Raw genomic sequence first — 12,701 nt, forward strand, 5'->3', positions numbered from 1 at the left:
TCATTGTCGGTCATCTGCGGGCGCCCCCAGGCGCCTGCAGTAATCCTTGTACGCGCGCATCGCGACCGGGCCCAGCGCCACCATCATCGGCAGGTTGATGATCAGCATGAAGCCGAGCGCGATGGTGCTGAGGGTATCGAGCTCAACATCGGTGCGGATGAACCCCAGACAGGTGACCAGAATCAGCAGGCACCAGAGCATGCGGAACGGCCGCACAGCACCGGCGCCGGCAAGATAGATGACGCCCTGCTCGCTGTAGTAGCTCCAGGTGATCATCGTGGAAATGGCAAACAGCCATACCGTGATCACCACCATCCAGCGCCCGAGTCCGGGTCGGGCAGTGTCGAAGGCCCTGGCGGTGAGGGTGGCGGCAGGATAGTCGGCGAAAAGCCCTGGCTCAGCTACCTGTGGTGCCTGTGCCGCGGACATCGGGCGCCAGTCGATCGCGCCTCCGTCAGCGGACACTTGACCGAACAGCCGGGCCCGTTGGCCCTCGCCATCGGCGACCACCAGAAACACCGGGTCGCCGGCGCCGAGACGGACGGCGCCCTCCGGCAAGGATGTGCGGTCCGGTATCCACTGACCGGAGGGCGTGCTGATCAGCGTCGGCGGCGTGGCCCACTGGGCTTCCGGGCCCCGGTTCCAGACACCGCTGACCAGAATCACCAGGGCAGTCAGCGTGCACACCACCAGCGTATCGATGAACGGTTCCAGGCCGGCGACGATCCCCTCGGTCACCGGCTCCGGGGTTTTCACCGCCGCGTGGGCGATCGGCGCCGAACCGAGACCTGCCTCCGACGAGAACAATGCCCGTTTCATCCCGAAGATAAAGGCGGTGCCGGTGGCAGCGCCGAGGAAGGCGCCACCGGCCTCGGTCGGCTGGAAGGCGCTGGTGAAGATCAGGCGGAGCAGACCCGGCAACTGCTCGCGCTCGGCCACCAGGACGGCAATGGCAGCGACCAGATAGACGCCGCACATCAGCGGCACCAGGGTGCCGGTGATGCGGCCGATGCGGCGGATGCCGCCGAGAATGACCGCGCCCACCACCACCGCCATGATCACGCCGCTGACCCAGGGCGGCACCCCGAAGTAGGCCCGGGACAGTTCGGCGACGTTCCAGGCCTGGAACATGTTGCCGCCGGTGATACCGAACAGAATCAACGGCAGACAGAATGCCGCGCCGATCAACCCGCCCCAGCGTGCCATGCCGGGCAGTTTCGACAGGCCGTCGCGGGCGACCACCATCGGGCCGCCATGCGGTTGGTCAGGATTCGAGGTGTCGCGATAGAGCATCGACAGCGTGACTTCGGTGCTCTTGATGGCCATCCCGGCCAGGCCCACCATCCACATCCAGAACACCGCGCCCGGGCCGCCCAGGCTCACGGCGATGGCGACGCCACCAATGTTGCCCAGCCCGACCGTGGCCGACAATGCAGCCGACAGCGCCTGAAAATGGGACAGCACCCCGTCCCCCTCGCCGGCACGTGCGCCACGCCCGGTGACCAGCCGGATGCCGTGGGTCAGCGACCGATACTGGCAAAAGCCACTCCACAGCGTGAACAGGATGCCGACCCCGAGCAGGGTCAGCAGCACCGGTACCGACAGCACGACGGCGTTGATGGCCGACAGCAGCGAAAAGAAAGCATCCATGAGGGGGTCCGGGTTCAGGAAAGGTTGGTGACCAGAATCCAGACGATGGCGATCGGCGCCACCACCCGCAACACCCAGAGCCAGACGCCGGCCCAGGGTTGAGGCAGGTCACCGTCATTGGATAGCGCCTTCAGGGCTGGGCGCCCCCAGGCCCAGCCGACGAACAGGGCCGTCATCAGGCCGCCGACCGGCAGCATCAGATTGTTGGCGAGGAAATCCATCAGGTCGAACCAGGTCATCCCGAAGACGGTGATGTCTGACCAGGGGCCGAATGACAACGACGCCGGAACGGCCAGCAGGAAGCAGACGACGGAGGCCACGGCCACCACGCGCGCCCGCGATACCTCGTGTTCGTCGATGAAGTAGGAGACCAGGGGTTCAAGAATCGACACTGCCGAAGTCAGCGCGGCAATCGCCAGCAGCGTAAAGAACAACACGCCGAAGAGGTCGCCGCCCGGCAGTGCCGCGAACACGGCGGGGAGGGTGATGAAGGTCAGACCGGGGCCGGCACTTGGGGAAAAGCCGAAGGCGAACACGGCCGGCAACACCATCAGCCCGGACAGAAACGCAGCGAGGCAGTCCAGCACGCCCACGGTGAGGGCTGCCCGCGGCAGGTTTTCGCGGGACGACAGGTAGGAGCCGTAGGTGAGCATCGTGCCCATGCCAATAGAGAAGGAGAAGAACACTTGTGAAATCGCAGCAAAATAAGTGCCTGCGTTTACCCGCGACCAGTCGGGGGTGAGGTAGAACGCCAGGCCGGCGCCGGCGCCGGGGAGGGTCAGTGCACGCAGCACGAGTACCAGCAACAGCACGAACAGGATCGGCATCAGCCACCGGTTGGCACGTTCAATGCCGCGGCTGATCCCGCCGGTGACCACCCACGCCACAAGTGCCATGAAGACCGCGGCATAGAGCAGTGGCTGCCAGGGGTCGGCGACGAACTGTCCGAATGCTGCGCCCAGCACATCTGGGTCGCGGCTGTGCAGCAGGCCTCTCGCCATCTGACCGATATAGGCCAGAGTCCAGCCGGCGACCACGATGTAGAAGGACAGGATCACGAAGCCGGTCAGCACCCCGAGGTAGCCCACCAGTGGCCATGCCCGGCCGCCGAGTTGTCGGAACGCGCCGACCGGATTGCGCTGTGCTGTCCGGCCCAACAGCATCTCCGCCATTAGCAGTGACAGGCCGAAACCGAGCACGATGGCAAGGTAGATCACCAGGAACGCGCCACCGCCGTTATCGCCGGTGACGTAGGGGAACCGCCAGATGTTGCCCAGACCCACCGCAGAACCGGCGGCAGCCATCACGAAACCGAAACGGCTTCCCCAATGCTCGCGAACGGTCATCTGCTGTTCGTCCTCCCGGTGGTGAGCGGTCCCGTGACGCGGGTGGCGCCGCGGTGGCTCAGGCCGCTGCAGCCGTGGCGGACATCGAGGTCACCGCCGTCACCTCGCGCGCCGCTGCCAGAGCGGCGAGGCGGGCGATCACGCCATAGGCATAGAAGCGGTTGGGCTGGGCGTCCGGCGCTGCCGCAAGATCCGGGTGGCCGCAGCACTCGTCGAAGGCCAGCTGTTCGAAGCGCATGCCCGGCGCGTTGAGGTTCTCGTCATTGCCGCGCTGACTGTTGAGGCGGTAGAAACCGCCGACGACGAACTGGTCGATCATGTAGACCACCGGTTCGGCTGCGGCCTGCTCGGCGCCGACCCGCTCGAAGGTCGGAACCCCCTCCTGGATGATGGCACCGGTGACATCGCTGCCGTCCTTGGCGCTCGCCATGTGCGAGCGCGCACGGCGGTTCATCTCCCGCACATCGTCGGCCGACCGCGCGGTCATTACGCCCATGCCGTAGGTGCCGGCATCGGACTTGATGATGACGAAGGGCTCATGCGGAATCTCGTATTCACGGTACTTGGCACGGAGGTCGTTGAGCATCAGCTCGACGTTGCTGACCAGACATTCCTCGCCTTCACGTTTCATGAAGTTGATCTGCCCACAATTGCGGAACATCGGGTCGATCAACCACGGGTCGATGTCGAGCACGGCCGCCAGCTCGCGGGCGGTTTCGCGGTAGAAGCCGAAATGCTGTGACTTCTTGCGCGCATGCCAGCCGAGACCGACCGGCGGCAGGACGTCCTGCCGCAGGTTCTGCAGGATCGGCGGTACGCCCGCCGAGAGATCGTTGTTCAGCAGTACCGCGCAGGGGGTGAAGTCGCCCACCCGGACCTGGTCGCCGTCGCGCACCAGCGGTTCCAGCAGCAGCTTGCGCCCGGACAGTTCCAGCGTGATCTCGCGCGGCTCGCTGAGGTCCGGCAGCAGCGAGCCGAGATGAACCCGGTAGCCCGCCTTCTGGATCAGGCTGAACAGGGTTGCCACGTTCTCCATGTAGAACTTGTTTCGGGTGTGGTTCTCCGGCACCAGAATCAGGCCCTGGGCGCTGGGGCAAACGCGCAACAGGGCGGTCTTCAGGGCCTGCACACAGAGTGGTTCGAAGGTCGCATTGAGGTTGTTGAAGCCACCCGGAAACAGATTGGTATCCACCGGCGCCAACTTGTAGCCGGCATTGCGCAGGTCCACCGAGGAATAGAACGGCGGAGGCGTCTCCACCCATTGACGACGGAACCAGGCCTCGATGTCCGCTGTGCGCTCTAGCAGGCGGGTCTCCAGTGACAGCAGCGGTCCGGTGTGGGCAGTCGCCAGTCGGGGCACGGGGTTTTGCATGAGACGTCTCGCGGCCGGTAGGGAAAGGGTCAGGTGGCAGTGTAGCGATTCAGCCCCGCCGGGGTCCGATCGCGCGGATAGAGCGGCCGCATGGAGTGTGTTACAAAGCCGGCATCCAATAACGATGGTTTCGGGAGGTCTTCCACGTGGGAGATGCAACGCAGCCCAGGGCACGGGTGATGGTGGTTGACGACAGCCAGACCATCCGCCGCACCGCAGAGACCCTGCTCACGCGCGAAGGCTTTACGGTGGTCACCGCCCAGGATGGTTTCGAAGCCTTGGCCCGGATTGCCGATGCGCCGCCGGACCTGATCTTCATCGATATCATGATGCCGCGTCTCGACGGCTACCAGGCTTGTGCGCTGATCAAGGGCAACCCCCGCTACGCCAAGACCCCGGTGATCATGCTGTCGTCCAAGGACGGCATTTTTGATCGCGCCCGCGGCCGCATCGTCGGCTCCGACGAATACCTCACCAAGCCGTTCACGCGCGACGAGCTGATCGGCGCCGTGCGGGCCCATGTCGACGGTTGATGGCGGCAGATGACCGCTGAACTCAGAGCGTGGCGTGAGGATCCCTTCGAGCTGTTGCTGCGGCTCGACGGCCAGGTGCGCTCGGCGCGCCTTGATGTTGCCGCCGGGCAGGCTGAAGACTGGACCGGCCTCGGGTTCCGCCTCGGTAGCGACTGGTTGCTGGTGCCGCGCGACGAAGTCCGCGAAGTGGTGCCGCCACCGGCGCGTACCCGAATCCCCAATGCCCGCGCCTGGGTGCTCGGTGTCGCCAACGTCCGTGGGGGGCTGTTGACGCTGGTTGATCTGCAACAGGTACTCGGTGGCCCCCCCGCGACAGCGGGTCGTGCTCAACGTGTGCTGGTGCTGAACGCCGAGCGTTTGCCGGTGGGCTTTGTGGTGGACGAGGTAGCCGGTTATCGCCAGTTCCTGCCGCAGGATCAGGTGAGACTGTCTGCCGCCGACAACGAAGCCCTGCAGCCCCTGGAGCTCGGCGGGTTCCGCCGCGATGACCGGCTCTGGCGCGTGATCAGTCTGCACAAGTTGGTGCGGACCGACACCTTCCGTCAGGCCGGCTGGTGAGGAGGCTGACATGAGCGCCATCCCGGCTGTCGTCCCCGCGACCAGTCTGCTGCGCGCCTGCGCCGAGTTCGAGGCCGGCCTCGGGCGGGTACGCAAGGCGATCGAACAGTTCGCCGATCAGGACAAGCCGATCGAAGTCCTCGACCCGGCTGCGACCGAACTCGGCGAGCTGCGGCAGATTGCCGGTGTCTTGCAGTTCCCGGGGCTGGCGCTTGCGTTGGAGGCGATGTGCACCACGCTCGATCACCTGCGAAATGGCCGTGCGGGCGACATCGAAGCGGCCGCGTCGGCGCTACTCGGCGGTTGCGTGCAACTTGGCGACTATGTGGAGGTGGTGAGCGGCGGCCGTGATGACTGCGTGCTGGTGCTGCAGCCCCTGATCAACGAACTCCGCCTCGCGGCCGGCCAGCCGCTGGCGACCGAGTCGGTCCTGTTTGTCGCCCAGATGGCGGCGAGCGGTCTGAGCCTTCCGTTTACGCCGCCGGCGTCGACCGGCGAGTCCCTGGCGCAACTTCAGGCCCGCAAGCTGTTGCCGCTGTTCCAGGCAGCGCTGCTGGCGCACGTCAAAGGGCAGGTCGATGCTGACGTTGGCCTTGGCCGGATGGGGCGGGTGGCCGAACAGATTGCCGTGTCCACCCGCGAACCGGCGTTACATCAGTTGTGGCGGGTATTCGCAGCAGTGATCGAGGCACTGCTTGGGCAGGGTATGGATGACGCCATCGAGCTCAAACGGCTGATGGGCGCCTGTGGCCAGCAACTGAAGCTGTTGGCCGCCGCCGGCGAGTCGGCGGCGCAGGCCCAGGTCGGCAACCTGTCACTGCAATTGCTGTTCTTCATCGGTCGTTCGCGGGCACAAGGCCCTCGGGTCCAGGTGCTGCGGCGCGCGTTCCGGCTGGCGGCGTTCCTGCCGCCGGATGCGCAGCTGCAGGAACTTCGCTCGCGCTTGCACGGCCCCAATACCGCCCTGCTCAACCGTGTCGCCGAAGAACTGCACAACGATTTTCGCGATGTCGAGGATGCGGTCGACCTGATGGTGCGGACGCAGCAGTTTGGCGAGCACCCCGCGGTCGCGAAGCGCCTGCGGCGCCTGGGGTCGACCCTTTCCACGCTCGGCCTGACCACCCTGGCCCTGGCCATGAACAACCAGGCGGCTGCGCTGGAGGCGCTGCCGGAATCGCCTGAGGACGGCCCGTGGATGGAGCTGGCGACTGCCTTGCTGCGCTGCGAGCACAGCCTTGACCAAGCCCTGTTTCGGCAGCTGCACGCCAGTCATCGCCCCGGCGAGGAGGCTGCCAACGAGGAGCGGATCCCGCATGGAGAAGACCTGCGTCGCGGGCGTCGAGCGCTGCTGCGCGAATCGCTGATCGATCTGGCGCGATTCAAGAACCTGTTCGACGGGCTCATGCGAGACCCGGAGCTGTCGTCGCGCAGCGATGCTCTGCGGCTGCTGCATGAAGTGACCGCCGCGCTTGATGTGCTCGGCGCCGCGCGTGCGGTCGGGCTGATGGCCCCGCTCACCGCCATGCTCGAGCCGGATACGCTGCAGCAGTTGCAACGGCAACCGCTGCTGGTGGATCGATTTGCCGATGCTGTGACAGCCCTCGATCTTCTGCTCGAAGCCTTGCGGGATGATCTCCACGACGTCACCGCGCGGCTCGAAGACTTCAACCGGTTCGTTACCGCGCTGGCGCCGTCGGGAGCGACGGAGCCGGTCGCAGCGCCGGTGGCGACTCCGGCGCCGGTGACGCCCGCCGCACCGCTGGCCGATGCCGCCGATCCCGAGATTCGCGACATCTTCCTGGAAGAGGCCGAGGAGGTCAGCGCGACACTCGCCGCCGCCGCCGCCCGTTGGGGCAGGCAGCCGGATACCGGCGATACCCTCGTCACCATCCGGCGGGCCTTCCACACGCTCAAGGGGTCCGGCCGCATGGCCGGTGCCGCCTGGATCGGCGAATTCGGCTGGGCGGTCGAGCACTTGCTCAATCAATGTCTCGATGGCGCGCTGGAGATATCGCCCTCGATCATCGACCTTGTTGAACGCGCGCAAGTGATGTTGCCGGATCTGATCGAGCGCTTCCGCACCGATCAGCCGCCCCCGGCATTGCTGGAAGCGCTGATTGCGGACGCTCGCCACCTCGCCGATGGCAATGAGCGGCTGGAAACCGAAACCGTCACGGTGTTCCGTGACGATGCGGTCGAGAAGCTGGATGCCGTGCAGCAGTGGCTCGATGGTGCACGCTATGCCCAGGTGCCCGAAGACGTGGTGAGGGCCTTCCACACCCTGCGAGGGTCGGCGTCAGTCGCCGGGGTGCCGGCGATCGCGGAAATCAGCACGGTTGCCGAGAGCTGGCTGGGAGCGCTCAAAGGCGCCGAGCTGGTTCCTGATGACGCTTCGCATGGCCTGCTGATCGAGCTGCTGCCGGTCTTGCAGACCTGGGTCGGCGAAGCCGGGACCGCCGCTGCTGCCCAGCAGGATCCAGCTGATTGGCTCGAGCGTATGCGCGCATTGCAGGATGCCCTGCCTGCCGCGGCCACCGTCAGCGCCGCTGATCGCGAGTTGGCCGACATCTTCTCGATGGAAGCGCTCACCCTGGTCAATCGACTCGAAGAGCAGGTCGCGGCCTGGGCCCAGGCGCCGGACCGCAACGGCCCGGCCGAGACCATCGACAAGCAGCTGCACACCCTCGCCGGTGCTGCCGACATGGCCAAGGCCGCAACATTCGCCGCCCTGACGCGCGCCCTGATGGAGCGGCTGCGCCAACGGCCGGCGGCATCGCTTCCCGGTGACCGCTTTTTCGGAGATCTCAAGGGCATCGTCGAGGGCTTCTATCAGCAGCTGGATGCATTCCGCGACGGTCAGCTGACGGCCGAAGCGCCGGTATTGATGGCGCAGATTGAGAGGCTCGACGTGTTGGCTGAACGGCCGCTCGGGGAACCAGAGCCGCTGCAGCCGGCTGCCCTCAATCCCACGTCCGACACGGCAGTGGCACCGGCGCCGCCGACGTTGCCCGACATTGAGGGCGCCGAGGCGCCACCGGCCCCGGTGCCCGCCCCGCCTGAGGACTCCGTCGATGTGTCCTCCAGCTTCGATGACCTGGTGGAACCCGCCGGATTGATCGCCGCTGAGGCAGACGAGGGCGGGGGCGAGATCGTGGAGCCGGTGCGGTCGGCCGAATCCGACGCGTCGACCACCGCCAGTGACGGTGCAGACGACGTCGAGACTGCCGCCGAGGTTGACCGCGAGGCCGCCTTTGACGCCGAACTCCAGGAGATCTTCATTGGCGAGGCACGGGAGCTACTGGAAGCCCTCGACACCGTCGCCCAGCGTTGGGCACGCGAACCCTCGAGTGCCGAGAACATGGCCGAGGTCAAGCGCATCCTGCACACGCTGAAAGGCAGTGCGCGTGTCGCCGGGCTGACCGACCTCGGCGCCATCGCCCACCACCTGGAATCACAGCTCATCGAGCTTCAGGGACAGGCCGTACCTGCGTCGGTGTTTGCGCGCCTGAGCCTGGTGACGGATCAACTGCATGGCGTCCTCGATGCGCTGGCAGCCGGTGATGTGGTCGACACCGAATCGGTGATGGCGGACGCTGATCTTCTGCAGGCGCTGCCGATGGTCAAGCCGCTAACGGCGATGTCGTCACCCCCGCCATCTCCAGACCTGGCGCCAACGCCAACGCCGGCGCCTCGGGTGATGAAGGCGTCCGAGGTTGCTGATACCGAGCTGCTGGACATCTTCGCAGCGGAAGCCGCAGAGCTGATGGAAAGCATCGATGCGGCCATGGCGCGCTGGCGCCAGCAGCCCCACGAAAGTGCGCCGCGTCGCGACGTTCAACGTGCCTTGCATACGCTCAAGGGCGGTGCGCGAATGTCCGGTTGGCGAGAAATGGGGGACCTCGCGCACGGCCTCGAAACACGACTCGAAGCCCTCGATGATCTGCCGGACATGGCGGCTACCGAGACCTTGTTGCAGACGGTTTCGGGCGATGTCGAGCAGCTCCATGCCCAGCTCGACAGTCTGCGCGCGCCGGTCAGCCGGACCGCCGCTGTTGAAGCGCCGGCTCCAATCCCGACCGCGGCTCCGGAGGTCGTCGAACCAGCACCCGCGCCGGATACCATCGTCGCAAGCCCGGTGGCCAACCCCGGCACCTGGGACCCGCTGCTGTTCTGGCACCCGGAAGACGAGCAGTCCGGTCTTGCTGCCCTGCGGCGCGAAACCGCCCGTGTGCCGGTGGAACGGCTAGACGGCATGCTCAATGAGGTCGGCGAGATCTCGATCTATCGATCACGGCTGGAAGAGCAGGTTGCCGGACTCGGCATGCAGTTGTCGGAAATGGTGCAGGCGATCGGCCGCATGCGTGACCAGTTGCGTGAGCTCGGCGCCGAGACCGATGCTCAGATCAACGCCCGCGGCCTGGTCGACACGGCACCCGAGCAGGATCGCTACGCCGGCGACTTCGATCCCCTGGAGATGGACCGGTACACGCGCATGCAGGAGCTGTCGCGCGCGCTGTCGGAGTCGGTGGGTGACCTCGGCGCGTTGCACGACAGCATGGATGGACTGGTCTCCGAGAGCGAGTCACTGCTGCTGCAGCAGGGGCGCATCAGCACCGAGGTGCAGCAACACCTGATGGGGACCTTGATGGTGCCCTTCGGCCGCCAGATCACACGCCTTGAGCGGGTGGTGCGCAATGCCGCACAGGAAACCGGCAAGCAGGTCACCCTGATTGTCGAGGGGGATGAGGCGGAACTGGATCGCAACGTGCTTGAACGCATGACGGCGCCACTGGAACATCTGCTTCGCAATGCCGTGGTTCACGGAATCGAGGCGCCCGAACAACGTGAGGCCGTGGGCAAGCCGGCGCTGGGGACGGTCCGCATCCGCCTGCAGCGTGAAGGCAGTCAGCTGCTGCTCGACCTGTCCGACGACGGCCGTGGTCTTGATCATGACGCCATCCGCGAGACCGCGATTCGCCGCGGGCTGATGCATGCCGAGGCTGTGGTTACCGGCGATGATCTCACTGCGTTCATTTTTGAACCGGGCTTCTCGACCGCACGAGAGCTGACACAGGACGCCGGACGTGGGATCGGCATGGATGTGGTTGCCTCAGAGGTCAAACAGCTCGGTGGCACCTTGGCCGTGGAGGCGCGTCCGGGCGCCGGAGCCCGATTCCAGGTCCGACTGCCCCTGACCCTGGCCATTTCGCAAGCGTTGATGGTCGGGGTGAGCGGCGAGCTCTACGCGCTCCCGTTGGGCAGCATCGAAGGGATTGTCCGCATCGCCTCGGAAGCACTCGACAACCATCTGCGGGAAGGCGGCACGCCTTACCTATACGGCGGTCAGGCGTATCGCGTTCGGTATCTCGGTGACTACCTGGGTATGGCCCGGCCCAACCGGGAGGCCAGCCGGACCGTCCATGCCGTGTTGATTCGCACGCCCGAGGGGCCGGGGGCCGAGGCGCGGCACACCGCGATGGTGGTGGATCAACTGCTCGGCAACCGTGAAATCGTCTCCAAGGCTGTGGGGCCGCTGGTCAGCTCCGTCAACGGCATCAGCAGTGCGACCATCCTCGCCGATGGGCGGGTGGTGCTGATTCTCGATGCCCCGGCATTGGTGCAGGCGCGGGCGCGACGGGCTCGGGTGGCGCAAGTGTTGCAATCGCAGGATGTCGATCTGCGTCCGCTGGTGCTGGTGGTCGATGACTCCATCACCATCCGTCGTGTCACCGAACGTCTGCTCGGCCGCAATGGCTACCGGGTGGCCACCGCCAAGGATGGTCTCGATGCCATGGCCCAGCTACAGACGCTGGCACCGGTGGCGATTCTTCTCGATATCGAAATGCCACGTGCCGATGGTTTCGAGGTGGCGACATTCATCCGCAACAGCGAGCGCATTCGCAACGTGCCGATCATCATGATCACCTCCCGTTCCGGTGAAAAACACCGGGCGCGAGCGCAGGACATCGGGGTCGATCGCTATCTCATCAAGCCCTACCAGGAAGAGCAGCTGATGACTGAACTCCAGGATGTGCTCAAGGATCGCGGCGCATGAGCGACGAACAGCTCCACGCCGTGCTGATCGCGCTCGAGGGCGACACCGCCCTTCTGCCCAACAGTGCCGTGCTTGAAGTGGTGTCGCGCGAGGCGGTGGACGTCGTGCCACAGGCGCCGGACTGGTTGTTGGGTGCCCTCACCTGGCAGGGGCGATCACTGCCCGTGGTGCGGCTGGAAGGTCTCAACGGTGCGGCAGAGGGGCTCGGGTCGCGTCGCAGCCGGGTGGTGGTGGTGCAGAGCGTCGGCCGTCACTGGGCACCGGCGCGATTTGCCATCCTTGCCCAGGGATACCCGCATCTCGTCACGCTCAATCGCGCGGCCATGGCGCCCCTGTCGCTGAAGGCGGACGATCACGACGACATGCTGTTGGCTCGCGTGCGGATCGCCAGCCAGGAAGCCATGGTGCCGGACCTCGAGGCGGTCGAACGGAAGTTGGCGGCGTGGTCGCCGGAGGCCGCAGCTCAGCCGCGCGGCGAGTAGGCCCGCAGGAATACCGTCACCGCATTCTCAACCTGTGCCACCCGCTCGGCATGTTTGGGTGCGGGTCGGCATGCCATTAACACCTGCAAGTGGCAGACGCCTTTCAGCAGACAGAAGAAATGACCTGCCGCCGCTTGGCTGTCTTCGACATCGAGCTCGCCGGCGGCGACTGCGGCGTCCAGTAGTCGCGCGAACTGATCGATGGTGCGTTGCGGGCCGGCGGTAAAGAACAGTCGACCGAGCTTGTCCGAGCTGCGCGCCTGTGCGGCCATCATCCGATAGACACTGATGACCTCCGGCTCCATCACCAGATCGATGAACCCGAGGCCGATTCGACGCAGCCGTTCGCGCAGGGGCAGGGCGCTGGCGGGGTCGAAATACGCGGGCGGCGCATGTTCCTCACAGGCCTGCACCACCGCCTCGGAGAACAGCGCGTCCTTGGCGGTGAAGTGCGAGTACAGCGTCAGTTTTGAGACACCCGCTGCCTGCGCAATGGCTTCCATGCTGCTGCCTGCATAGCCGCGCGAGGCGAACAACCGAGTGGCGGCACGGAGGATCGCGGTTCGCTTCTCCGGATCCTTGGGGCGACCACGGCGTGGCTCCGCCGCCGGGTTGGCGCGCTCGGTTTGGCGTGGGCGTTTGGCAGCGGTTTTCAATGCAACCTGAATCCTTTTCTGGGCTCGGTGGAGTCTACGCTTGCGCGTG

At 66.0% G+C, this 12,701-nt stretch carries 8 protein-coding genes; 4 read left to right on the top strand and 4 right to left on the bottom strand.

What is annotated here, in order from left to right:
• Genes JN531_RS10370 through gshA form a run of 3 tightly spaced genes read right to left on the bottom strand, consistent with a single transcriptional unit; the run spans window position 1 to window position 4,368 of the window.
• Window positions 1-1,650 carry an alanine/glycine:cation symporter family protein gene (locus JN531_RS10370; RefSeq protein WP_228348794.1) on the bottom strand — a complete coding sequence of 550 codons (1,650 nt, stop codon included), beginning with the start codon at window positions 1,648-1,650 and terminating at the stop codon, window positions 1-3.
• Between the two features lie 14 nt (window positions 1,651-1,664).
• Window positions 1,665-2,996 carry a sodium-dependent transporter gene (locus JN531_RS10375; RefSeq protein ID WP_228348795.1) on the bottom strand — a complete coding sequence of 444 codons (1,332 nt, stop codon included), beginning with the start codon at window positions 2,994-2,996 and terminating at the stop codon, window positions 1,665-1,667.
• Window positions 2,997-3,054: 58 nt separating this feature from the next.
• Entirely contained in the window at window positions 3,055-4,368 is a 1,314-nt protein-coding gene (gene gshA / locus JN531_RS10380) for a glutamate--cysteine ligase (protein ID WP_228348796.1), read from the bottom strand.
• A 179-nt stretch (window positions 4,369-4,547) separates the two neighbouring features.
• On the opposite strand from gshA, the gene JN531_RS10385 reads away from it, so the two are divergent.
• From JN531_RS10385 to JN531_RS10400, 4 genes are read left to right on the top strand one after another with little or no spacing between them, the layout of a single operon-like run.
• A complete protein-coding gene (locus tag JN531_RS10385; protein ID WP_228349990.1) occupies window positions 4,548-4,901 on the top strand; it encodes a response regulator in 354 nt (117 codons plus the stop codon).
• Between the two features lie 9 nt (window positions 4,902-4,910).
• Window positions 4,911-5,459 (top strand): chemotaxis protein CheW, encoded by a 549-nt coding sequence (locus JN531_RS10390; protein WP_228348797.1) that lies wholly within the window; start codon window positions 4,911-4,913, stop codon window positions 5,457-5,459.
• Window positions 5,460-5,469: 10 nt separating this feature from the next.
• On the top strand, window positions 5,470-11,514 hold the full coding sequence (locus JN531_RS10395; RefSeq protein ID WP_228348798.1) for a hybrid sensor histidine kinase/response regulator: 6,045 nt from the start codon (window positions 5,470-5,472) through the stop codon (window positions 11,512-11,514).
• Window positions 11,511-11,996, top strand: coding sequence for a chemotaxis protein CheW (locus JN531_RS10400; RefSeq protein ID WP_228348799.1), 486 nt, complete (start codon window positions 11,511-11,513; stop codon window positions 11,994-11,996). Before JN531_RS10395 ends, JN531_RS10400 begins: the two co-directional genes overlap by 4 nt.
• Here the strand turns inward: JN531_RS10400 and JN531_RS10405 are convergent.
• Complete coding sequence (locus tag JN531_RS10405) at window positions 11,978-12,652, bottom strand: TetR/AcrR family transcriptional regulator (protein ID WP_228348800.1); 675 nt, start codon at window positions 12,650-12,652, stop codon at window positions 11,978-11,980. The genes JN531_RS10400 and JN531_RS10405 overlap by 19 nt on opposite strands.
• Window positions 12,653-12,701 lie beyond the last annotated feature (49 nt).

It is taken from the genome of Flagellatimonas centrodinii, from assembly GCF_016918765.2.
In the GTDB taxonomy this organism is placed as follows: Bacteria; Pseudomonadota; Gammaproteobacteria; order Nevskiales; family Nevskiaceae; genus Polycyclovorans; species Polycyclovorans centrodinii.

Bases quoted from the DNA above. Each gene is read 5' to 3' on its own strand.
- JN531_RS10395 (WP_228348798.1), top strand. From the start codon at position 5,470: ATGAGCGCCATCCCGGCTGTCGTCCCCGCGACCAGTCTGCTGCGCGCC.
- JN531_RS10390 (WP_228348797.1), top strand. From the start codon at position 4,911: ATGACCGCTGAACTCAGAGCGTGGCGTGAGGATCCCTTCGAGCTGTTG.
- JN531_RS10370 (WP_228348794.1), bottom strand. From the start codon at position 1,650: ATGGATGCTTTCTTTTCGCTGCTGTCGGCCATCAACGCCGTCGTGCTG.
- gshA (WP_228348796.1), bottom strand. From the start codon at position 4,368: ATGCAAAACCCCGTGCCCCGACTGGCGACTGCCCACACCGGACCGCTG.
- JN531_RS10375 (WP_228348795.1), bottom strand. From the start codon at position 2,996: ATGACCGTTCGCGAGCATTGGGGAAGCCGTTTCGGTTTCGTGATGGCT.
- JN531_RS10385 (WP_228349990.1), top strand. From the start codon at position 4,548: ATGGTGGTTGACGACAGCCAGACCATCCGCCGCACCGCAGAGACCCTG.
- JN531_RS10400 (WP_228348799.1), top strand. From the start codon at position 11,511: ATGAGCGACGAACAGCTCCACGCCGTGCTGATCGCGCTCGAGGGCGAC.